The organism is Pseudomonas marginalis, from assembly GCF_008692035.1.
GTDB classification, from domain to species: Bacteria; Pseudomonadota; Gammaproteobacteria; order Pseudomonadales; family Pseudomonadaceae; genus Aquipseudomonas; species Aquipseudomonas marginalis.
The window spans coordinates 1,414,153-1,434,683 of sequence record NZ_VTFG01000001.1; the positions used below are offsets into that span (position 1 = coordinate 1,414,153).

A 20,531-nucleotide genomic window follows, 5' to 3' on the forward strand; every position below is an offset into this window, starting at 1 on the left:
TCCTAATTGCAGGAGCGCCGAAAACCGTTATCCCTCACAGGTCCTTTGGTACGCAAAACCCGCTAGGCTTAGCCATGGACTGGCTGACCTGCGGGTTTGCGGTCTATTCATCCTGTGGGAAAGGCATGCTCATGCAACTCGACAACACTCGCACCGCCCGTGTCATCGGGCTGGTGTACAGCACCTGCTGCTATTTGGCGTTCCTGTTCACGTGTTTGTATTTGATCGGGTTCGTCGGCAGCGTGGCGGTGCCCAAGAACATCAACGATGGCCCCCACGTGGCGTGGCCAGTCGCCGTGCTGATCAACGGCGCGCTGATCCTGCTATTCGGCGTCCAGCACACGGCCATGGCGCGCAAAGGTTTCAAGCAGTGGCTGGCGGCAGTCATTCCGACGTCCGTGGAACGCTCCACGTATGTGCTGCTCAGCAGCCTGGTGCTGGTGCTGATGTTCTGGCTGTGGCAACCGATGCCGCTCACCGTCTGGAAGGCTGAAACGACGTGGGCCAAGGCCCTGTTGATGGGCCTGTTCTGGCTGGGCTGGGGCATCGCTTTACTGGCAACCTTTTTGATCGACCACTTCGAACTGTTCGGGCTCAAGCAGGCTATCGACCGTTGGCGCAAAACCACACCACAGGCGCCAGTATTCAGGACGCCGCTGTTTTACAGGATCGTGCGTCACCCGCTGTACCTGGGTTTCCTGATCGCTTTTTGGGCAACGCCGCACATGACGGCCGGGCACCTGTTGTTTGCGACAGGGATGACGGTTTACCTCTTCATTGGCGCCTGCTTTGAAGAAAAGGACCTGGTGGCGTTGTTTGGTGAGCGGTATCGGCGCTACCAGCAAGAGGTGGGCATGATTTTGCCGGGGTCGAAGACGCGCAAAAAAGGGCGCTGAATAGGCGTTTGTGGCGTCTGACCATGAGTTCCCTAGGACTTATCCCACGACTGTTTCAGGTTGTCGCTCGGAACTTGGCTGACTAACCTCTGTGCCGTCGCTGCCCATTCAGCGACCGGATTTGACCGTCCGACTTCAAAGAGCAACTGCGCCAACCCCGAGCTTAGGCGTTTTTTTACGTCTGATGTATCGTGTCGCGGCAGCTGTACGCGGGATACCTTAGGGTATGCCGGTTTTGTTCTTTGGGCCGGTCGGTCAACCCGCGTACAGCTGCCACCCTCTTCGATTGACCGCGAATCGTGGCAGCCCCATTTACAAAGGAGCTTCACCATGATCAAAGACAGCCCCAATCCCCCAGAAAAACTCTTCACCGTGCGCCCCGACCTGGGCACGGAAACCCTGCTGGTCAACGCCTCCCAGGATCTATCCTCCATCACCGACATCGCCACGCACCTGGCCTTTGAAATCGACGGCGCACAACGCAATGTGGCGTTGGGCATCTGCCGAATGCTGGAAGGTGTGCAATTGTTGGTGGACAAAGCATTGGATGACGCCCATCCAGCGGCATGACACTCAGATGATCGTTCCCACGCGCGTGGGAACGATCTCAAAACACCGACCACCCAATCCGCTCACTCAACAACTCCAGTGCCTTGATCCCCGCCAGCGAGTTCCCCGCCGCGTTCAACTCCGGCGACCACACGCACACCGTAAACTGCCCCGGCACCACCGCGACAATGCCGCCGCCCACACCGCTCTTGCCCGGCAAGCCCACGCGGTAGGCAAAGTTGCCCGCCTCGTCATACAGCCCGCTGGTGGCCATGATCGAGTTGACTTGCTTGGTCTGCCGCGCGGTAAGGATCTGTTCGCCGCTGTGGGCACTGGTGCCCTCGTTGGCGAGGAAGCTGAACGCCTTGGCCAGGTCCAGGCAGCTCATCTGCAGGGCGCAGTAGTTGAAGTAGCTGTGCAGCACCGCATCCACATCGTTGTGGAAGTTGCCGAAGGATTTCATCAGGTAGGCCATGGCCGCGTTGCGTGCGCCGTGCTGGGCTTCGGAGTCGGCGACCACGCTGTTGACCAGGATCTGCGGGTTGCCCGACAGGCGCCGCACGAAGTCGCGCATCGACAGGATCGGCACGGCAAAGCGTGATTGGTTGATGTCGCAGATCACCAGCGCGCCAGCATTGATGAAGGGGTTACGCGGGCGGCCGCGTTCGAATTCCAGTTGCACCAACGAGTTGAACGGCTGCCCCGAAGGCTCGTGGCCCAGGCGTTCCCAGATGGTTTCACCGCCATGGTCAATGGCCTGCACCAGGCTGAACACCTTGGAAATGCTCTGCACCGAGAACAGCGTATCGGCGTCACCGGCGCGGTAGGCCGAGCCGTCATTGCCGTATACCGCAATACCCAGTTGGTTTGCCGGTACATCGGCCAGCGCGGGAATGTAGTCGGCGACTTTGCCGAGGCCGATCAGGGGGCGCACTTCGTCGAGGATCGACTCCAGCAGCGCCTGCATGTCTTGTCCTGTCATCTGTCTTTGAATCGGTGGAAAGCGGGGTGCGGAGGATACTTCAATGGGCGCGGAAGCCCCACACAATCTCTACCACTCGCTCGGCCACCACCAAATAAACCAGGATCAGCAACAGCTGCAATGCCAGGTGATAACGCAGCTTGGCCAGCCCCCGACCGGCGAGAAAGACCTGCCCCTGTGGCGAGCGGGCTTGCCCGCGTTGGGGTGCGAAGCGCCCCTGATGAAGACGAATGCGGTGTATCAGGCACGCCTAAGCGCCTGGTTTTGGGGCCGCTGCGCAGCCCAGCGCGGGGCAAGCCCGCTCACCACAGAGAGAGTCGGGTCGCGTCCGTTCAAAAATACGCCACATCCGACACCCGCTCATCCAGCACATCCCGCGCCAGTGCCCAGGCCTGGTCCTTGGATTCCACCACCAGCAACGGGTAGCCCCAGGCCTTGCCGAACATCTGCGCAAACGGCTTGAGTGCCAGGCGTTTGGCCGCGCTGGGCTCGACCTGGATCATGCCCTTGACGAACGTGCGCAGCGCTTGTCGGTGCTTCTTCATCCAGATCGAGGCTTGCTTGCGCTGTTCATGGGAATGTTCGTGATGGGTTTCGTCCACGGCTTTTTCGTGCAGCAGCAGGAAGGATTGCTGGCGTGCCAACAGGTCTTCGAAGACCCGGAAGGCGTCTTCCGGCCCGCCTTGGTTCGGCGCATCGAAGACGATTTTCACCACGGGGAATGTTGTGCTGTCGAGTCGCATGGCAAAGCTCCTTAATGAGAGTGGATCTCAATATAAAGCTCGAACCCCTGGACGGCATTGCACAGAATAGCCAGACTGTTTCGCAATCCGGCCAATCTGCGATCTCCGCCATGAAGCACCACCGTCTTGATCTGCTCGACCCGTTGATGGCCGAGGACGCCGACCTGTTCCCCCGCGCCGTGGTGGCCGTGGGCGCCACCAGCACGTCGGACACCTGGGAACATGCCCAGCACGCCCACCGCAAGGGCCAGTTGATGTACACCCTGCGCGGGGTCATCCACTGTGAAATCGAAGCGGGAATCTGGATCGTGCCGCCCCAGTGTGCACTGTGGATTCCCGGCGGCACGCCCCATGCGGCGCGTGGCTCTGGCGAGGCCGAGGTGTATTGCCTGTTGATCGACCCCGACGCCGCCCACGCCCTGCCGCCGCAATGCTGCACCCTGGCCGTGTCCGGGTTGCTTCACGAGCTGATCAGCAAGGCCGTCAGCTTCCCGCAATTCTATGACGAGGCCGGCGCCCAAGGCCGCTTGATCAGCACCTTGCTGGATGAACTGGCCGCCGCCCCGGTCGAAGCCCTGCACCTGCCCATGCCCCAGGACGCACGCTTGCGCCGCCTGGCCAACAGCCTGCTGGCCGACCCGACCGACAAAGCCACCCTCGGCCAGTGGGCGGTGCGCATCGGCATGAGCGAGCGCAGCATGACGCGCCTGTTGCTGGAGGAATTGGGCCTGAGTTTCGGCCGCTGGCGCCGGCAGTTGCATGTAATCCTGTCCCTGCAACGGCTGGCCAAGGGTGAAAGTGTGCAACGGGTGGCCCTGGACCTGGGTTATGAAAACGCCAGTGGCTTCATCACCATGTTCCGCAAGGCGGTGGGCCAGCCGCCCGCGCGTTACCTGGCGGACCGTGCCGGTGTCTCAAGTACGACCACCCAGGCCATTGCGCTGAAAGACGCCCACTGACTACCAGTTTTCGCCCAACCCCAGCAGGCCCAGTATCTGCCGCCGCAGGTCCACCAGGTAAGGATCGTCCCGGTGCCGTGGATACGGCCTATCGATGCTCAACTGTGCCTGGATCTTCGCCGGGCGGTCGCTGAACACAATCACCCGGTTGGCCAGCAGCAAGGCTTCTTCCACATCGTGGGTCACCAGCAGGGCCGTGTAGCCCTGGCGCTGCCACAGGTCGATCAGCTCTTTTTGCATGGTGATGCGGGTCAGGGAGTCGAGTTTGCCCAGGGGTTCGTCGAGGATCAGCAAACGCGGCTGGTTGACCAGTGCACGGGCCAACGCCACCCGCTGGGCCATGCCGCCGGACAATTGCCGGGGATAGGCACGGGCGAACGGGCCAAGGCCGACCTTGTGCAGGGCCTCATCGACCTTGGCCGAATGGGTCTTGAGCAGGCCTTGGGCTTCGAGGCCGAGGGCGACGTTGTCCCACACACGACGCCATGGGTACAGGGTGGGGTCCTGGAACACCACCACACGGCTCGGGTCCGGGCCGGTGATGGGTTCGCGATCGGCCAACAGCCGTCCGGAGTCCGCCGGCTCCAGCCCCGCCACCAGGCGCAGCAAGGTGGACTTGCCGCAACCCGACGGCCCGAGCAATGCCACAAACTCTCCCGGCGCCACGTCCAGGGACACCCGCTCCAACACCGGCAAATGCCGGCCGTCCAGCGCAAAACCATGGCTGAGGTTTTCTATGCGCAGCGCCAATCCTTCCGAAGCCGATACCGCGTGTGCCAGGGCTACCATTTCATCGCTCCTTTCTGCCAGGCCAGCAACCGATCACGCACCAGGAACAACCCGGTGATCAACCCCGAACAGGCCAGCGCCATGATCAGCAGTGCGGCGTACATGTTCGCGTAGGCCGCCCAGCCCTGGGCCCATTGCAGGTACCAGCCGATGCCGGATTTGACTCCCATCATTTCCGCCACCACCAAGGTTGAGAATGAGGCGCCCAGGCCCATGAACAGGCCGACGAAGACGTGAGGCAACGCGGCGGGAATCGCCACCTTGAAAATCAGAAACCCCGGCCGGGCGCCAAGGGTGCGCGCCACGTCGTAATAGGCTTTATCGACGCTGGCCACGCCGGACCAGGTGAGCACCGTGACCGGAAACCAGGTGGCCAGGGCGATCAAAAACACACTCGCACTCCAACTGCTCGGAAACAGGAAAAAACACAGCGGCAACAACGCCGTCGACGGCACCGGGCCGAGGATGCGCAGCACCGGGTGCAGCCAGTAGCCGATCCGCGTGGACCAGCCAATGGCGACGCCGGCGACAAACCCGGTGGCCGCGCCCAGTGCCACTCCCGAGCCCAGCAGCAGCGCCGAATGCAGCAGGCTGTCGGCCAGGCGTGGGTAGTCTTCGATGTACACCGCGAGCAAGGCTTGGGGCGGCGCGAAGAATGGCACCGGCAACAGCGCAAGCTTGGCGGTGAGCAACTCCCAGAGGCCCAAAAGCACCGGCAAGGCGATCAGCCAGGGCGCGGCCGTGCGCAAGCGCAGCGCGAGTGTCGACAGCCTGCGCCCCAGCAGGCTCAGCACAATGAACAACGCCGCCACGCCCACACAGAGGTTGGCCAGGCCCTGGGTCATCGGCCAATTGCGCACCGCGTTGGGCCAGTAGCTGATCAGCAGCGCGACGGCCACCCAGGCCGTCACCACCGCCGCGCCTTGCCACCCGAGCTTGAGCGCCACAGGCGGGTTGAGGACGGTTGCGTCAGTTGAAGACATCGGCGGTGATCTCCTTGGCAAACGCGATCGGGTCGGTGCCTTTGCTGATCACTTCCACGGTTTTCAGGTCGGTGACGTAGGTGGTGATCTCCTGGGTCAGCGCCGCCCCGACCGCGTGGTGGCCGTGGGTGTGGTCGTGGAGGATCGCCTGGACTTCTTCGGTGGAGGTGTTCAGTGCGTAGGCCTGGAAGCCTTTGGCGACGTCCTCCGGGTGCTGCACGGAATAGTCATGGGCCTCAAGGATCGCCTGGGTCAGCGCCGCGACCACGCGCTTGTCTTCACGCACCAATTTGCCGGTGACGCCGACCACGCAGCAACTGAGGTTGGCGTATTCCTCCACCAGGTTGGTGGACAACTCCCGCGCCACGCCGGACTTGATCAGGCGGTACATGAACGGGTCACTGCCGCTCACCGCCTGCACTTCGCCACGCTCCAGCGCCGTGCCGAGCAGGTCGGCCGGGTACAGGCGCCACTCCACATCGCGCACCGGGTCGACGCCGTGTTTTTTCAGCAGGATCGAAAAGAAATTGCGGTCCGGGCTGGCCATGTCGGTCACGCCGATGGCCTTGCCCTTGAGGTCTTCCAGCTTGCTCACACCGCCGTTGGCGGCACTGAGCAACCGCAGGCAACCGCCATGGGTGCCGGCGGTGAGCTTCACGTCAAAGCCCTGCTCCAGGGCCTTGAGCCAGCGCAGCGCCATGCCCACGCCTGCGTCGGCCTTGCCGGTGGCGATGGCTTCCAGCAAGACCTCGGTGGAGTTACCGAAGTTGACCAACTCCACGTCCAGGTTGTGCTTACTGAAGAAGCCTTGCCCATGGGCGATCACCACCGGCGCCAGGCACACCGCGTTGAGGTTGACCGCCAGCTTGAGTTTACGCGGCGCGTCGAGGCGGATGAACTCACCGGTGCCGGCGGGCTCCTGGGCGATGTTGTGGCCGGCATGTGCGTCGGCGGCAAAGCCCAGGCGCGGCAGCGACAGGCTCGCCAGGGTCAGGCCGGCCAGGCCCAGGAGGCGGCGACGGGTCAGGTGATCAAAAGCAGCCATGCGAAGTATCCCTATTGAATGGGTCAGCCCGCTCCAGAGAAAGGCCGAAAGCGAAAAAAATTCCATTTTGATTATATTAACGACTGAATTTTATGAAAGAACCATATAATTCTATGGTTATGCCCGCTGGGCAGGAAGCGGCTGAAAGCGCCCTAAGCTCAGATCGAAAGAGTATTTATCGAATGGTTTTCAGATCATTAAGCTTGGATCTATTTCGCTGAAGATCGAGCCCACCATGTCCCTCCGTCGTCCCCTCGCCGCTGTATTAGGATTGCTGGCCCTTTCCGTTGCCGTCAGTGCGCACGCCCAGGAAACCGTGCGCATCGGTTACCAGAAATCCTCCACGCTGATCACCCTGCTGAAGACCCAGGGCACCCTGGAGAAAGCCCTCAAGGCCGACAACATCGAGGTGAGCTGGCATGAGTTCCCCAGCGGCCTGCCGCTGCTGGAAGCGCTGAACGTCGGCAATGTGGACATCAGCGCCGACGTGGCCGACACCGTGCCGATCTTCGCCCAGGCCGCCCAGGCCAAACTCACCTACTTCGCCCAGGAAGCGCCCTCGCCCTCGGCCCAGGCCATCGTGGTACGCAAGGACTCGCCGATCCAACAGTTAGCGGATTTGAAGGGCAAGAAGATCGCGGTAACCAAGGCCGCCGGCACCCACTATCTGTTGATTGCCGCGCTGGCCAAGGCCGGCCTGGCGTTCTCGGATATCGAGCCGGCTTACCTGTCGCCGGCCGATGGCCGCGCGGCGTTCGAGAACAACAAGGTGGACGCCTGGGTCACCTGGGAGCCCTTCCTCACCAGCGTGCAGCGCCAACTGCCGACACGCACCCTGGCGGACGGTGCCGGGCTGGCCAGCTACAAGCGTTACTACCTGACCGGCACGCCCTACGCCAAGGCGCACCCGGAGGTATTGAAGGTGGTGTATGCGCAGCTTGAAAACGCCGGCCACTGGGTAAAAACCAACCCGCAGGACGCGGCCAAAGTGCTCGGCCCGCTGTGGGGCAACCTGGATGCAGCCACGGTGGAAGCGGCGAATGCGCACCGCAGTTATCAGGTGCAGCCGGTGACGATTGAGCAGTTGGGTGAGCAGCAGAAGATTGCCGATGCGTTCTTCAAGGCGGGGTTGTTGCCCAAGGCGGTGGATGCCAAGGACGTGCAGACCTGGCGGCCTTGAAGGCGGGTGTGATCTCAATGTGGGAGGGGCGGTGCGACGATTCGACAAGCCCGCTCACCACAACAGCCCTATCTGCCGGACGTTCAGCGTTGAGTCAACGTTATGTAGATCCCTATGCTCATCGGCGGCAAGCCCCTCCCACAGTTGGTTTGCATATGCGGTTAGAGGAGTGTGCGGGCTAAAGCCTTTTTCCACTCTGAGTAACGCTCCGCCATCGCCGGATCCTCCTGCGGCTCAAAGCGCTCGCGCTGGCGTTCCAACTGCCCCAGCGCCGCATCATTCGCCCACACCCCCAACGCCCGTCCCGCCAGGTGCGCGGCGCCCAATGCCGACACCTCCGGTGACAGGCTGCGCACCACCGGGCGTTGCAGCAGGTTGGCGAGGAACTGCATCAGCCAGCGGTTGCGCGTGGCGCCGCCATCCACCCACAGTTCCTTGAGCGGGCTGCCGATGTCCTGCTGCATGGCCTCGAACACATCGCGAATCTGATAGCCGATGGATTCCAGCGCCGCACGCAGGATATGCGCGCCGGACGTGGCTTCGCTCAACCCGCAGATGAGTCCACGGGCGTCGGCCTTCCAGTGCGGTGCGCCGAGGCCGGACAGCGCCGGGACAAAATACACGCCGCCGTTATCCGGCAATTGCGCGGCCTGTTCGGTCAGCGCATCCAGGGATTCTCCCGCCACCAGCTTCGACGCCCACTGCACGGCAGCGCCGGTATGGACGATATTGCCTTCCATGCCGAAGGTGGGTTGGCTGCCGTCATGCCAGGCCAGGGTGGTCGACAGGCCATGGGTGGAGGCAATCGGCCCGCCCATGGGCGTCATCAAGGACGAACCGGTGCCGAGGGTGGCCTTGACCAGCCCCGGCGCAAAACCGCCCTGCCCGTACAGCGCCGCATGGGAATCGCCGATCATCGACATCACCGGGATACCGGCGAGCAAGGCACCCAACGCGACGGTTTCGGCGAAGAAACCGGCGCTCGGCCGGATCGGCGCCAACGCCGCAGCCGGAATGCCGAACAACGCCAACAGCTCAGGATCCCAGGCGCAGGTGTGCAGGTTGAACAGTTGGGTACGTGCGGCGTTGGAATAGTCGGTGGCGAACACCTGGCCGCCGCTGAGTTGCCACAACAGCCAGCTGTCGACCGTGCCCAGGCAGATCTCCCCGGCAGCGGCGCGGGCGTGGCCATCCTCAAGGTGATCGAGAATCCAGCGAAATTTGCCCGCCGAGAACATCGGGTCCAACGCCAGCCCGGTCTTTTCCAGGATCAGCGCTTCATGGCCCTGCTCATGCAGGTGCGTGCACAACGCCGTAGAGCGTCGGCACTGCCAACTGATGCACGGCGACAATGGTTCACCGGTATGCCTATCCCAAGCCACCACCGATTCACGCTGGTTACTGATGGCCAACGCAGTGATCGGACGATCCACCTGGGCCAGGCATTCTTCAATCGCCGCCAACGTGTTTTGCCAGATCAGCAGCGGGTCCTGCTCGGAAAACCCGGCCTGGGGATGGCGGATGCTCAAGGGCCGCGAACCGCGCGCAATCACCTGGCCAAGTTCGTTGACCAGCACCGCCTTGGCGTTGCTGGTGCCTTCATCTATCGCCAGGATCAGCGGGGTGTTGTTATTCATGGGGTTCACCGCAACCGAGTGGCAGCCGCCACGATCCCAGCCGCGTCGATGTTATGCAAGGCGCGGGTCGGTTCGCGGGCACCGGCGGCGGCGTACTCGCCATCGCCGATACCCAGGCGGACCAGGGCAATGCCCAGCCCGGCTTCGGCCAGCACTTCGGCGACCAGGCTGCCGACGCCGCCATTGATATTGTGTTCTTCCACACTGATGACGGCGCGGGTGCCGCTCAAGGCGCTGAGCAATACATCACGCTGCAAGGGCCGGATCGACGACAGGTTGATTACCTGCGCCTGGATGCCCTGCTCCGCCAGCAATGCCGCCGCTTCCACCGCTTCATGCACCACCGAGCCCAGGGCCACGATGCTCACATCGGCGCCCTGGCGCAGGATATCCACCTGACCGGGGGCAAACTGATAGTCGGCGCCGTGCACATCGGGCAAGGCTTTGCCGTCGAGGCGGATATACACCGGGCCGTGGTAGCGCAGCGCGTAATCGATTATCTGGCGGCACTCGACGGCATCGGCGGGGGCGAAGATCTGCACATTGCCAAACCCGCGCATCACCGAAATATCGTCGAGGCTGTGGTGGGTGCTGGCGAGCGGGCCATAACTGGTGCCGGCATTCAGGCCGAACATCTTCACATTGGCCTGGTTGTAGCAGACGTCCACCTTGATCTGCTCATTGGCCCGCGAGATCAGGAACGGCGCCGCATTGCAGGTGGCGGCGATCTTGCCGCCCAGGGCCAGGCCCGCCGCGACGCTGACCAGGGATTGCTCGGCAATGCCCACATTGATCAGCCGCTCGGGAAAGCGCTGGGCAAACGGGCCGATCTTGGCCGTGGAGGTGGAGTCGCTGACCACCGGCACTACGTCCAGCCCGGCCTCGACAGCAGCGATAAACGCTTCCACCATGACGCTCGCCAAATGTTCACTCGCCATGGTTCAACTCCTCCAGTGCTGCGTTGATTTCATCACCCTTGGGCACGCGGTGGTGCCATTCGGGGCGGGCTTCGATAAACGACACGCCCTTGCCTTTGATGGTGTGGGCGATCAGCACCTGGGGCACGCCGGTCTTGGTCTGCATGCTTTCCAGGGCTTCGATCAATTGGCCGACGTCGTTACCGTCGCACTCGCTGACGCGGAAGCCGAAGGCCGCCCATTTCACGTCCAGGGGGTCCAGCGGCATGATCTCGGCGGTCAAACCGGCGAGCTGCAGCTTGTTTTTGTCGACGATCACAAACAGGTTATCCAGGCCGTACTTGGCCGCCGCCATCGCCGCTTCCCAGTTGGAGCCTTCGGCCAGTTCGCCGTCGCCGGTGAGCACGTAGATGCGCTTGTTGCTGCCGGACATCTTCGCCGCCAGGGCCAGCCCGACCGCCACCGGCAAACCGTGGCCGAGGGCGCCGGTGTTCAGTTCGATGCCGGGGGTTTTCTGGCGTACCGGGTGGCCGGGCAGGTGCGAGTTGAAGTGCTGGTAGGTGGGCAGCCACTCGGTGGGGATGTAGCCCGCCTGCGCCAGGCAGCAGTACAAACCGCCGACGCCGTGGCCCTTGCTCTGGATATAAATATCGCGCTCGGGGTCTTCGGTGCGTTCCGGGCCGGTGTTGAGGATGCGGAAATACAGGGTGGCGAGGATGTCGGTCTCGGAAAGATCCGCCCCGGTGTGCCCGCCCGCCGGGGAGTCGGCATTCAAGCGGATCACATGGCGACGGATCAGGCGGGCCTGTTCCTTGATCTGGTGGGCGTCGTACTGGAAGGCATTCATGCAGCGGCTCCTTTGAGGCTGACCACGCGGGGTGAAAGTGTCCAAGGCTGTCTTTGAATATTTATTCAGCAGTGACAATATATTTCTATTTAGACGCCGATCCTCCAGCAGGTCAAGTGAGCGAACCGTTGAAAAACCAAATAAAACCCGGAAATATCCCTCGGACAAACGGCCAAAATCCCACGCCGGCTCATCTAGCCCGTGGCTTTGCGCCGGGCAAAAACACCGGATCAGAGGCATGCAAGAAAAATTAAGCGCTTGACTTTGACACGGTGTCACTGGAATCTGAATTAACAGTCAGGCACGCATAAATATTCAAAACGCCTGAAAGCACTCCAAAAAAAATAACTCAGGAGAACACTGTGGACGCCAAAGCTATTGTCCAGCACCCGGCCGAACTCAAGCCGCCACCCCGCCCACGTATTGTCAAACTGCTGCCCAGTAACATCGGCGGCCCGTTGATCGGGTTGGTGCTGCTGGTGCTGGTCTTCTCCTTCAGTTCCGAATTCTTCTTTTCGTTGCGCAATGGCCTGAACATCCTCGATCAGGTCACGGTGCTGGGCATCCTGGCGATCGGCATGACAGCGGTGATCGTGATCGGCGGCATCGACCTGTCGGTCGGCTCGGTGCTGGCCTTCTCGATGATGATGCTCGGCTGGCTGTATCAGGATCAGGCGGTGCCCCTGGGCTTTGCGATTCCGATCTCGATTGCCAGCGGCATGCTCGCCGGGCTGGTCTCCGGCGGGTTGATCACCTACGCCAAGCTGCCACCCTTTATTGCCACGCTGACCATGATGTCGGTGGCCCGTGGCCTGGCGAATATCCTTACCGAAGGCCGGCAGATCGTCGGCTACCCGGACTGGTTCACCAGCCTGGCGACGGTGCGCCACTTTGGTTTCCTCTCGGCCACCGTGGGCCTGTTCCTGGTGATGCTGGTGGTGGCCTGGGTGTTCCTGCGCTTTCGTGCCGGTGGCCGCAACCTCTACGCCATGGGCGGCAGCCCGGAAGTGGCGCGGTTGTCGGGCATCAAGGTGCGGGCGATTACCCTGTGGGTGTACGCCATCAGCGGTGCGCTGGCCGGCATCGCCGCGGTGACCCTGGCCGCGCGCCTGGACTCTTCGCAACCGAGTGCCGGGCTGAGCCTGGAGCTGGACGCCATCGCCGCCGTGGTGATTGGCGGCGCCAGCCTCAGTGGCGGCGTCGGCAGCATCGGCGGCACCCTGGTGGGCGTACTGATCATTGGCGTATTGCGCAATGGCCTCAACCTGCTCGGCGTCTCGCCCTTTATTCAACAAGTGGTGATCGGCGTGGTCATCGCCCTCGCCGTCACCATCGACACCCTGCGACGCCGCTCCAGCACTGCCCGTTAAACCTGTTCGACAGTTGACACCCTCCAACAATAAAACCAGGAGTCACCGACATGTTCAGCCCCAAGAAATTGCTGTTGGCCACCGCTCTCGCCGCCGCCACCCTCACCGCTGCCGGCACCACCTGGGCCAAGGATTTGACCATCGGCCTGGCCGTGGCCAACCTGCAGGCCGACTTCTTCAACCAGATCAAGCAATCGGTGGAAGCCGAAGGCAAAGCCAAGGGGGTCAAGGTGATCACCGTGGACGCCCAGGGCAACTCCTCCACCCAGGTCAGCCAGATCGAAGACCTGATCACCCGCCAGATCGACGTGCTGATCTACATCCCGGCCGGCGCCACTGCTGCCGGTGTGCCGGTGAAAGCCGCCAAGGCTGCGGGCATCCCGGTGATCGCCGTGGACCGCAACGCCCCCGACGCACCGGGCGACACCTTTATCGCCAGCGACAGCGTGGCCGGCGCCAAGACCCTGGCCGAGTACGTGGGCAAGATCACCGACGGCAAGGGCCGCATCGCGATCCTGCAAGGCCAGATCGGTACCACCCCCGAGAATGATCGCGCCAAGGGTTTTGAGGAGGGCCTGAAAGCCTTCCCGGACCTCAAGGTCGTCGCCCAGCAACCGGCCGAATGGGCCCAGGACAAAGGCTTCGCCGTGGCCCAGGACCTGCTCCAGCGTGACCCGAACATCACCGTGTTCTTCGGTCGTGCGGACGCCATGGCCTTGGGCGCTGCCCAGGCGGTGAAAGTCGGCAACCTCGATCACAAGGTGGTCGTGGTCGGTTTCGACGGTGACGTGGCCGGGCTCAAGGCCGTGCAAAGCGGTGTGCTGAACGCGACCATGACCCAGCAGACGCAGAAAATGGGGCGCCTGGCCGTGGCCTCGGCCATCGACCTCAAAGCCGGCAAGACCTTGCCCAAGGAGCAGTTGTTGCCCACCGTGCTGACCACTAAAGAAAACGTCGCGCCGTTCCTGCAACAGCACCCGTAAGCCTTGGAGGTCGTCATGCAAGCAGCAGCCGTTGACACCGCTCGATCCGACGCGGTGCTGTGCCTGCGCAATATCAGCAAGGCCTACGGGCCGGTGCAGGTGTTGTCGCAGGTCAACGTGGACATTCGCCCCGGCGAGGTATTGGCCCTGCTCGGTGAGAACGGCGCGGGCAAGTCGACCTTGTCGTCGATCATCGCCGGGCTGGTGCAACCGGAAGCCGGGGGCAGCATGACCTGGCTCGGCGCGCCCTACGCCCCCGCTTCACCGGGGGCTGCGCTGGGCGCCGGGATCGGCCTGATCCACCAGGAAATCCGCCTGCTGCCGCAACTGTCGATCGCCGAGAACATCTTCGTCGGCCGCCTGCCCATGCGCCGTGGGCGGGTGGATCGCGAGTACATGGAGGCCCAGGCGCAGATCCAACTCGAACGCCTGGGCCTCAAGGTGCCGGCCTCGCGCAAGGTCGAAGGCCTGAGCGTGGCGGCCCAGCAACTGGTGGAAATCGCCAAGGCGCTGACGCTGAAGGCCAGCCTGTTGATCCTCGATGAACCCACCGCCGCATTGGGTGGCGAGGAAACCGAGCTGCTGTTCAAGCAGGTGGAACGGCTGAAGGCCGAGGGTGTGTCGTTTATCTATATCAGCCACCGCCTGGAAGAAATCGCACGCATCGCCGACCGCGTGCTGGTGCTGCGCGACGGTCGCCAGATCGCCCTGCATGCCACGGCCCAGGTGCCGGTCCGGGAGTTGGTGGAGCAGATGGTCGGGCGCAGCCTGGAGCGGATCTTCCCTGCGTTGCAGGCACCCCAGGAGCAGGTGATGTTGCAGGTCAAGGATTTGACCTGCCGTGAGTTTGCCTTGCACGGCATCGACTTCAGCGTGCGTGCCGGCGAGGTATTCGGCATTGCCGGGGTGGTCGGCGCCGGGCGAACCGAACTGGTGCGCACCATTGCCGGAGCGGCCCAGGATATTCGGGGCCATATGGTGCTGGATGGCGAGGTCCGCCAGTTGCGCTCGCCCTTCGAGGCGATCCAGGCCGGCGTGGTGCTGGTGCCGGAAGACCGCAAGCAGCAAGGCGTGGTGGTGGAGCATCGCATCGAAGACAACCTGATTTATGGCAACACCGACCTGCTGGATAAACGCGGTTGGGTGTTCCCTGCCCCGCTGCGCGAATTCGCGCGCACGGCGGTGGCGCGACTGGGGGTGAAAGGTGCGCCGCAGTCGCGGATTTCCAGCCTGTCCGGCGGTAACCAGCAGAAAGTGATCATCGCCAAGTGGCTGGCGCGTAACCCCAAGGTGTTCATCCTCGATGAGCCCACACGCGGCATCGACGTGGGCGCGCGGGCGGCGATTTATGAAGTGATCGCGGACCTGGCGGCCAAGGGCATGGCAGTGATTGTGGTCAGTTCCGACCTGGATGAAGTGCTGGGCTTGTCCCACCGGGTGATGGTGATGAGCCGGGGACGGCAGATGGGGATTCTGCAGCGCGGTGAGGCCACGCCGGTGGCGGTGATGGAAATGGCCACCGCCTAGGAACCCGGTCCTCACAGACAATGGAGATCAAATGTGGGAGGGGGCTTGCCCACGATGCGGGAGTGTCAGCAGATGCATCTGTAACTGAACCACTGCTATCGAGGGCAAGCCCCCTCCCACAGGGGATCTACTGTGATTTCAAGATTGGAGTTATCCAGGCAACTTGTTAGACGGGGATTCTGGATCGCGGCGAGGCCATCCCGGTTTCGATGATGGAAATGGCTACCGCATAACCAAAGACCTACACAGATCCAACTGTGGGAGGGGGCTTGCCCCCGATGAGGGAGTGTCAGCAGATGCATCTGTCACTGAACCACTGCTATCGGGAGCAAGCCCCCTCCCACAGGGGATCTACTGTGACTTCAAGATTGGAGTTATCCAGGCAACTTGTTAGACGGGGATTCTGGATCGCGGCGAGGCCGTCCCGGTTTCGGTGATGGAAATGGTCACCGCATAGCCAAATACCTACACAGATCCAACTGTGGGAGGGGGCTTGCCCCCGATGAGGGAGTGCCAGCAGATGCATCTGTCACTGAACCACTGCTATCGGGAGCAAGCCCCCTCCCACAGGGGTTCACTGTAATTTCAAATAACGGAGTTAGTCATGCAGCTTTTTAGTCTTCAAGGCCAAGTGGCCTTTGTTACCGGCGCCGGCAGCGGCATTGGCCAGGCTATCGCCGTCGGGCTCGCTGAAGCCGGTGCCGATGTAGCCTGCTTTGATCTTCCGGGCAGCCCCGGCATCGCCAGCACCGTAGAACGCATCCAGGCCCTGGGCCGGCGCGCCCTGGCCTTGAGCGGCACCGTCACCGAGCGGGCCGCCCTGGATGCAGCGGTCGCGCGCACCGAGCACGAACTCGGCCCACTCAGCGTGGCCGTCAACTGCGCCGGCATTGCCAATGCCCAGGCCGCCGAAGACCTGGAGCTGCAACGCTGGCAAACCACCCTGGACATCAACCTCACCGGCATTTTCCTCAGTTGCCAGGCCCAGGCCGCGGTGATGTTGCCGCGTGGCAAAGGCGCCATCGTCAATATCGCCTCCATGTCCGGCAGCATCGTCAACCGCGGCCTGTTGCAGGCGCACTACAACACCTCCAAGGCCGGGGTGATCCACCTGAGCAAAAGCCTGGCGATGGAATGGGCCGACAAAGGCCTTCGGGTCAACTGCATCAGCCCCGGCTACACCGCCACGCCGATGAACTCACGCCCGGAAGTCGCCGACCAGGTGAAGATCTTTGAACAGACCACGCCCATGGGCCGCATGGCCAGCGTGGACGAAATGGTCGGCCCGGCGATTTTCCTGGTCAGCCAGGCCTCGTCTTTCTGCACCGGTGTCGACCTGCTGGTCGATGGTGGTTTTGTCTGCTGGTAAGGAGTTTTGTCATGTCGCAACGTTTCAGCGGTAAAACCATCGTGATCACCGGCGCCTGCCGTGGCATCGGTGCCGGCATTGCCGAGCGCTTCGCCCAGGAAGGTGCCAACCTGGTGCTGGCCTCCAACGACCTGGAGCGCGTGACATTCACCGCCGACCAACTGGCCCGGGAATACAAGGTCGACACCCTGGCCCTGGGCATCGACGTGACCCGCGAAGAAGACATCGAAACCCTCTACCGCGAGGGTCACGCACGCTTCGGCAGCATCGACGTGTCGGTGCAGAACGCCGGCATCATCACCATCGACCACTACGACAAGATGCCCCGCGCCGACTTCGACAAGGTGCTGCAGGTCAACACCACCGGCGTGTGGCTGGGTTGCCGGGAAGCGGCCAAATACATGGTCAAGCAAGGCAGCGGGCGCTTGATCAACACCTCGTCCGGCCAGGGCCGCCAGGGGTTTATCTACACCCCGCACTACGCCGCGAGCAAAATGGGCGTGATCGGCATTACCCAGAGCCTGGCGCTGGAACTGGCGCGGCATAACATCACGGTCAACGCGTTCTGCCCCGGCATCATCGAAAGCGAGATGTGGGACTACAACGACCGCGTGTGGGGCGAGATCCTCAGCACCGACGAAAAACGCTACGGCAAGGGTGAACTGATGGCCGAATGGGTCAGGAACATCCCCCTGCGCCGGGCCGGAAAACCCTCGGATGTCGCCGGCCTGGTGGCGTTCCTGGCCTCGGATGACGCGGCCTACCTGACCGGCCAGGCGATCAATATCGACGGCGGCCTGATCATGTCGTAAGGGTTTGGTATCCTCACCCGCATTGATGTCATCACTGAGGCCTTCATGAGCCAGATCGAAGAACAGCGCCTGATCACCAAGATCGCGAGCCTCTATTACGAAGACGGGCTCAAGCAGTCCGAGATTTCCGCACAGCTGGACCTGTCCCAATCCTTTATCAGCCGCGCCCTGCGCCGGGCGCTGCAGGAAGGCGTGGTGAAGATCAGCGTGATGCGCCTGCAAGGCCTGCACCTGGAGCTGGAAAACCAATTGCAACGCCGCTACGACGTGCGCCAGGTGATCGTGGTGGAAGCCACCGAGCCCGGCAACGATGAAAGCATCAAGCAAGCCATCGGCTCGGCGGCTGCCCACTACTTGGAGACCAGCCTGTCGCCCCAGGACCATATCGGCATTTCGTCGTGGAGCAGCACCATTCGCGCCATGGTCGGCCACCTGCATGCCCAGCCGGGCAAACAAGGCGCCCAGGAAGTGGTACAACTGTTGGGCGGTGTCGGCAACAAAGGCGCGTTTGAAGCTACCTTGCTCACCCAACGCCTGGCCACCCTGCTCAACTGCCCGGCGTTCCTGCTGCCGTCGCAAAGCATCGAGCAATCGGTGGAGAGCAAGCAGCGCATCGTGCAGATGGAAGAGGTCAAGGAAGTGCTGCAACGCTTTGACAGCATCACCCTGGCGATCGTCGGCATCGGCGACCTCGAACCCTCGCAGTTGCTGCGCAACAGTGGCAACTACTACACCGAGGACATGCTGCGCCTGCTGGCCGAGCGCGGTGCCGTCGGCGATATCTGCCTGCGTTACTTCGATGCCCAGGGCAAGCCGGTGCTGGAGGAAGATGAAGAATTCGTGGTCTCGGTGGCGCTGCCCAAGTTGCGCAGTATCCACCGCGTGCTCGGCCTGGCCGGCGGGCTGAACAAGGTCCAGGCCATTCGTGGCGCGCTCAAGGGCGGCTACCTGGACATCCTGATCACCGACCTGGACACCGCACAGGCCCTCAACCAATAACCTTTTTTGGAGATTGCCGCTCATGACGTCCAAGCTCGAACAACTCAAGCAATTCACCACCGTGGTCTGCGACACCGGCGACCTGGAAGCCATCAGCCGCCTGCGCCCGGTGGACGCCACCACCAACCCGTCGCTGCTGCTCAAGGCCGCCGCGATCCCGGAATACGCCGAGCTGCTGCGCAATGCCGTCAACCTGGCCAAGGGCGACGTCGGCCTGGCCTGCGACCACTTCGCGGTGTCAGTGGGGGCCGGCATTTTGAAGGTCATTCCCGGGCGTATTTCCACCGAAGTCGACGCGCGCCTGTCCTTCGATGAAGACGCGCTGTGGGCAAAGGCCAACCAGTTGATCGCCCTGTACGACCAGGCCGGTATCAGCCGCGACCGCGTGCTGATCAAGCTCGCCTCCACCTGGGAAGGCATCCGCACGGCCGAACGCCTGGAAAAAGCCGGCATCCAGACCAACCTCACCCTGCTGTTCTCGTTCGCCCAGGCCCAGGCCTGCGCCGATGCCGGGGTGTTCCTGATCTCACCGTTCGTGGGCCGCATCTATGACTGGTACCGCAAGAACACCGGCCTGGACTACACCGGCGCTGATGACCCGGGCGTGCAATCGGTGACGCGCATCTACAACTACTACAAGGCCAACCAGATCAACACCGTGGTGATGGGCGCAAGCTTCCGCACCCTCAGCCAGATCGAACAGCTGGCGGGGTGCGATCGCCTGACCATCAGCCCGGAGCTGCTGCAGAAGCTCGACGAAGACCAGGGCACGCTGGCACGCAAATTGGTACCGGTGACCGAAGGCGAAGCGCGCCAGCCAATGAACGAAGCGCAGTTCCGCTGGGCCTCGAATGAAGATGCGATGGCGACTGAGAAACTCGCGGAAGGGATTCGACAGTTTGCGCGGGATCAGGAAAAACTCGAGGCGGTGTTGTCGGCGCTATGACCCCCGTCCAGCCGCTCGGCCAGTCGCGCACCTTGGTGTTCCTGGCCTACCCGCAAATGGGCCTGCTCGACCTGACCGGTGCCCAGACCGTGTTCTGGGCTGCCACCAAGGCCATGGTCGAGCGTGGCCTGCCGGGCTATGTGGTGCACACCGCCAGCCTGGCGGGCGGCTTGATGCCAACGGCCGAAGGATTGAGCGTCGACACCCTGCCATTGGCGCAATTTGACCCCGCCGCCCTGGACACCTTGATCGTACCCGGCGCCCCCGCCATTCAACAGGCGCTGGCCGCCAACACCGACCTGGTGGACTGGCTGCGTCACGCCTCCACTCGGGCCCGGCGCACGGCCTCGGTGTGCAGCGGCACCTTCCTGCTGGCCCAGGCCGGCTTGCTCCAGGGCCGGCGTGCTGCCACGCACTGGGCGATGTGCGACATGCTCAAGCGCGGGTTCCCCAGCATCGATGTGGACATGGACGCGATCTTTGTCCAGCAAGGCAATGTGTGGACGTCGGCAGGCGTGAGTGCCGGCATCGACCTTGCACTGGCGTTGGTAGAGGCCGATTGCGGGCGTCACGTCGCCCTGCAAGTGGCGCGGGAACTGGTGGTGTTTCTCAAAAGGCCCGGCGGCCAGGCCCAGTTCAGCCAACTGCTGCAAGCCCAGACCGACGACACTGCCGGTTTCGATGCCTTGCACCTGTGGATCGCCGACAACCTCAGCGACCGCGAGCTTACGGTGGAGCGCCTGGCGGAACAAAGCCGCATGAGCCCGCGCAACTTCGCCCGGGTCTACAAGCAAAAAACCGGGCGCACCCCGGCCAAGGCCATCGAGTTGTTTCGCGTGGAGGCGGCGCGGCGCCTGCTGGAAGACTCCCAGCGCAACATCGACCAGGTGGCGCACCTGTGTGGCTTTGGCGATGAAGAACGCATGCGCTACACCTTCCATCGCCACCTTGCGATTTCCCCTCGCGACTACCGCGCGCGCTTTTCCCGCTGACGGCAG

Annotated in this window: 20 protein-coding genes; 12 read left to right on the forward strand and 8 right to left on the reverse strand. The window is 62.9% G+C overall.

Translation table 11 applies throughout. The features are described from left to right. Positions 1 to 131: 131 nt before the first annotated feature. Positions 132 to 896: a methanethiol S-methyltransferase gene (mddA, locus tag FX984_RS06200; RefSeq protein WP_391564238.1), complete on the forward strand. Its 765-nt coding sequence runs from the start codon at positions 132 to 134 to the stop codon at positions 894 to 896. 330 nt (positions 897 to 1,226) lie between these two features. After that, the gene (locus tag FX984_RS06205) at positions 1,227 to 1,466 is read left to right on the forward strand and encodes a DUF6124 family protein (protein ID WP_027607251.1); all 240 of its coding nucleotides are present in this window, start codon (positions 1,227 to 1,229) and stop codon (positions 1,464 to 1,466) included. Between the two features lie 37 nt (positions 1,467 to 1,503). Here FX984_RS06205 and glsB read toward each other — a convergent pair whose 3' ends face one another. Both glsB and FX984_RS06215 read right to left on the reverse strand, forming a co-directional pair. Further along, entirely contained in the window at positions 1,504 to 2,412 is a 909-nt protein-coding gene (gene glsB, locus FX984_RS06210) for a glutaminase B (RefSeq protein ID WP_027607252.1), read from the reverse strand. Between the two features lie 347 nt (positions 2,413 to 2,759). Beyond that, positions 2,760 to 3,170 (reverse strand): hypothetical protein, encoded by a 411-nt coding sequence (locus FX984_RS06215; protein ID WP_027607253.1) that lies wholly within the window; start codon positions 3,168 to 3,170, stop codon positions 2,760 to 2,762. Between the two features lie 110 nt (positions 3,171 to 3,280). On the opposite strand from FX984_RS06215, the gene FX984_RS06220 reads away from it, so the two are divergent. After that, complete coding sequence (locus FX984_RS06220; protein ID WP_146477198.1) at positions 3,281 to 4,129, forward strand: AraC family transcriptional regulator; 849 nt, start codon at positions 3,281 to 3,283, stop codon at positions 4,127 to 4,129. On the opposite strand, the gene FX984_RS06225 is transcribed toward FX984_RS06220, so the two are convergent. The 3 genes from FX984_RS06225 to FX984_RS06235 are packed head-to-tail and all read right to left on the reverse strand — an operon-like array spanning position 4,130 to position 6,946. Continuing rightward, positions 4,130 to 4,918: an ABC transporter ATP-binding protein gene (locus FX984_RS06225; RefSeq protein ID WP_146477196.1), complete on the reverse strand. Its 789-nt coding sequence runs from the start codon at positions 4,916 to 4,918 to the stop codon at positions 4,130 to 4,132. Continuing rightward, the gene (locus FX984_RS06230) at positions 4,912 to 5,901 is read right to left on the reverse strand and encodes an ABC transporter permease (protein WP_146477194.1); all 990 of its coding nucleotides are present in this window, start codon (positions 5,899 to 5,901) and stop codon (positions 4,912 to 4,914) included. Before FX984_RS06230 ends, FX984_RS06225 begins: the two co-directional genes overlap by 7 nt. Then, the gene (locus FX984_RS06235) at positions 5,888 to 6,946 is read right to left on the reverse strand and encodes an ABC transporter substrate-binding protein (RefSeq protein ID WP_027607257.1); all 1,059 of its coding nucleotides are present in this window, start codon (positions 6,944 to 6,946) and stop codon (positions 5,888 to 5,890) included. Before FX984_RS06235 ends, FX984_RS06230 begins: the two co-directional genes overlap by 14 nt. A gap of 235 nt (positions 6,947 to 7,181) precedes the next feature. Between FX984_RS06235 and FX984_RS06240 the strand changes: the two genes are divergently transcribed. Next, positions 7,182 to 8,126 carry an aliphatic sulfonate ABC transporter substrate-binding protein gene (locus tag FX984_RS06240; protein ID WP_146477192.1) on the forward strand — a complete coding sequence of 315 codons (945 nt, stop codon included), beginning with the start codon at positions 7,182 to 7,184 and terminating at the stop codon, positions 8,124 to 8,126. Between the two features lie 161 nt (positions 8,127 to 8,287). Here the strand turns inward: FX984_RS06240 and FX984_RS06245 are convergent, their stop codons facing one another. The 3 genes from FX984_RS06245 to FX984_RS06255 are packed head-to-tail and all read right to left on the reverse strand — an operon-like array spanning position 8,288 to position 11,527. After that, positions 8,288 to 9,763: an FGGY family carbohydrate kinase gene (locus FX984_RS06245; protein WP_146477189.1), complete on the reverse strand. Its 1,476-nt coding sequence runs from the start codon at positions 9,761 to 9,763 to the stop codon at positions 8,288 to 8,290. Between the two features lie 5 nt (positions 9,764 to 9,768). Then, on the reverse strand, positions 9,769 to 10,701 hold the full coding sequence (locus FX984_RS06250; protein ID WP_027607260.1) for a transketolase family protein: 933 nt from the start codon (positions 10,699 to 10,701) through the stop codon (positions 9,769 to 9,771). Continuing rightward, positions 10,691 to 11,527, reverse strand: a complete 837-nt coding sequence (locus FX984_RS06255) for a transketolase (protein ID WP_098479200.1) — start codon at positions 11,525 to 11,527, stop codon at positions 10,691 to 10,693. Before FX984_RS06255 ends, FX984_RS06250 begins: the two co-directional genes overlap by 11 nt. A gap of 362 nt (positions 11,528 to 11,889) precedes the next feature. Here FX984_RS06255 and FX984_RS06260 point away from each other — a divergent pair, with 362 nt between their 5' ends. The 8 genes from FX984_RS06260 (at position 11,890) to FX984_RS06295 (ending at position 20,525) form a co-directional block, all read left to right on the forward strand. Further along, entirely contained in the window at positions 11,890 to 12,897 is a 1,008-nt protein-coding gene (locus FX984_RS06260) for an ABC transporter permease (protein WP_092357397.1), read from the forward strand. Positions 12,898 to 12,947: 50 nt separating this feature from the next. Further along, positions 12,948 to 13,880 (forward strand): sugar ABC transporter substrate-binding protein, encoded by a 933-nt coding sequence (locus FX984_RS06265; RefSeq protein ID WP_027607263.1) that lies wholly within the window; start codon positions 12,948 to 12,950, stop codon positions 13,878 to 13,880. Positions 13,881 to 13,895: 15 nt separating this feature from the next. After that, positions 13,896 to 15,407 carry a sugar ABC transporter ATP-binding protein gene (locus FX984_RS06270; protein WP_146477187.1) on the forward strand — a complete coding sequence of 504 codons (1,512 nt, stop codon included), beginning with the start codon at positions 13,896 to 13,898 and terminating at the stop codon, positions 15,405 to 15,407. 589 nt (positions 15,408 to 15,996) lie between these two features. After that, positions 15,997 to 16,776 (forward strand): SDR family oxidoreductase, encoded by a 780-nt coding sequence (locus tag FX984_RS06275; RefSeq protein WP_256221311.1) that lies wholly within the window; start codon positions 15,997 to 15,999, stop codon positions 16,774 to 16,776. An 11-nt stretch (positions 16,777 to 16,787) separates the two neighbouring features. After that, positions 16,788 to 17,588: an SDR family oxidoreductase gene (locus FX984_RS06280; protein WP_027607266.1), complete on the forward strand. Its 801-nt coding sequence runs from the start codon at positions 16,788 to 16,790 to the stop codon at positions 17,586 to 17,588. A 45-nt stretch (positions 17,589 to 17,633) separates the two neighbouring features. Further along, the gene (locus FX984_RS06285) at positions 17,634 to 18,587 is read left to right on the forward strand and encodes a sugar-binding transcriptional regulator (RefSeq protein WP_027607267.1); all 954 of its coding nucleotides are present in this window, start codon (positions 17,634 to 17,636) and stop codon (positions 18,585 to 18,587) included. 22 nt (positions 18,588 to 18,609) lie between these two features. Further along, positions 18,610 to 19,533, forward strand: a complete 924-nt coding sequence (tal, locus tag FX984_RS06290; protein WP_065924576.1) for a transaldolase — start codon at positions 18,610 to 18,612, stop codon at positions 19,531 to 19,533. Further along, positions 19,530 to 20,525 (forward strand): GlxA family transcriptional regulator, encoded by a 996-nt coding sequence (locus FX984_RS06295; protein ID WP_074847094.1) that lies wholly within the window; start codon positions 19,530 to 19,532, stop codon positions 20,523 to 20,525. The genes tal and FX984_RS06295 overlap by 4 nt, the downstream gene beginning before the upstream one ends. The last annotated feature ends 6 nt before the right edge of the window (positions 20,526 to 20,531 follow it).

Coding starts and splice junctions, on each gene's coding strand:
- mddA (WP_391564238.1), top strand. CDS start 132: ATGCAACTCGACAACACTCGCACCGCCCGTGTCATCGGGCTGGTGTAC.
- FX984_RS06205 (WP_027607251.1), top strand. CDS start 1,227: ATGATCAAAGACAGCCCCAATCCCCCAGAAAAACTCTTCACCGTGCGC.
- glsB (WP_027607252.1), bottom strand. CDS start 2,412: ATGCAGGCGCTGCTGGAGTCGATCCTCGACGAAGTGCGCCCCCTGATC.
- FX984_RS06215 (WP_027607253.1), bottom strand. CDS start 3,170: ATGCGACTCGACAGCACAACATTCCCCGTGGTGAAAATCGTCTTCGAT.
- FX984_RS06220 (WP_146477198.1), top strand. CDS start 3,281: ATGAAGCACCACCGTCTTGATCTGCTCGACCCGTTGATGGCCGAGGAC.
- FX984_RS06225 (WP_146477196.1), bottom strand. CDS start 4,918: ATGGTAGCCCTGGCACACGCGGTATCGGCTTCGGAAGGATTGGCGCTG.
- FX984_RS06230 (WP_146477194.1), bottom strand. CDS start 5,901: ATGTCTTCAACTGACGCAACCGTCCTCAACCCGCCTGTGGCGCTCAAG.
- FX984_RS06235 (WP_027607257.1), bottom strand. CDS start 6,946: ATGGCTGCTTTTGATCACCTGACCCGTCGCCGCCTCCTGGGCCTGGCC.
- FX984_RS06240 (WP_146477192.1), top strand. CDS start 7,182: ATGTCCCTCCGTCGTCCCCTCGCCGCTGTATTAGGATTGCTGGCCCTT.
- FX984_RS06245 (WP_146477189.1), bottom strand. CDS start 9,763: ATGAATAACAACACCCCGCTGATCCTGGCGATAGATGAAGGCACCAGC.
- FX984_RS06250 (WP_027607260.1), bottom strand. CDS start 10,701: ATGGCGAGTGAACATTTGGCGAGCGTCATGGTGGAAGCGTTTATCGCT.
- FX984_RS06255 (WP_098479200.1), bottom strand. CDS start 11,527: ATGAATGCCTTCCAGTACGACGCCCACCAGATCAAGGAACAGGCCCGC.
- FX984_RS06265 (WP_027607263.1), top strand. CDS start 12,948: ATGTTCAGCCCCAAGAAATTGCTGTTGGCCACCGCTCTCGCCGCCGCC.
- FX984_RS06270 (WP_146477187.1), top strand. CDS start 13,896: ATGCAAGCAGCAGCCGTTGACACCGCTCGATCCGACGCGGTGCTGTGC.
- FX984_RS06280 (WP_027607266.1), top strand. CDS start 16,788: ATGTCGCAACGTTTCAGCGGTAAAACCATCGTGATCACCGGCGCCTGC.
- FX984_RS06285 (WP_027607267.1), top strand. CDS start 17,634: ATGAGCCAGATCGAAGAACAGCGCCTGATCACCAAGATCGCGAGCCTC.
- tal (WP_065924576.1), top strand. CDS start 18,610: ATGACGTCCAAGCTCGAACAACTCAAGCAATTCACCACCGTGGTCTGC.
- FX984_RS06295 (WP_074847094.1), top strand. CDS start 19,530: ATGACCCCCGTCCAGCCGCTCGGCCAGTCGCGCACCTTGGTGTTCCTG.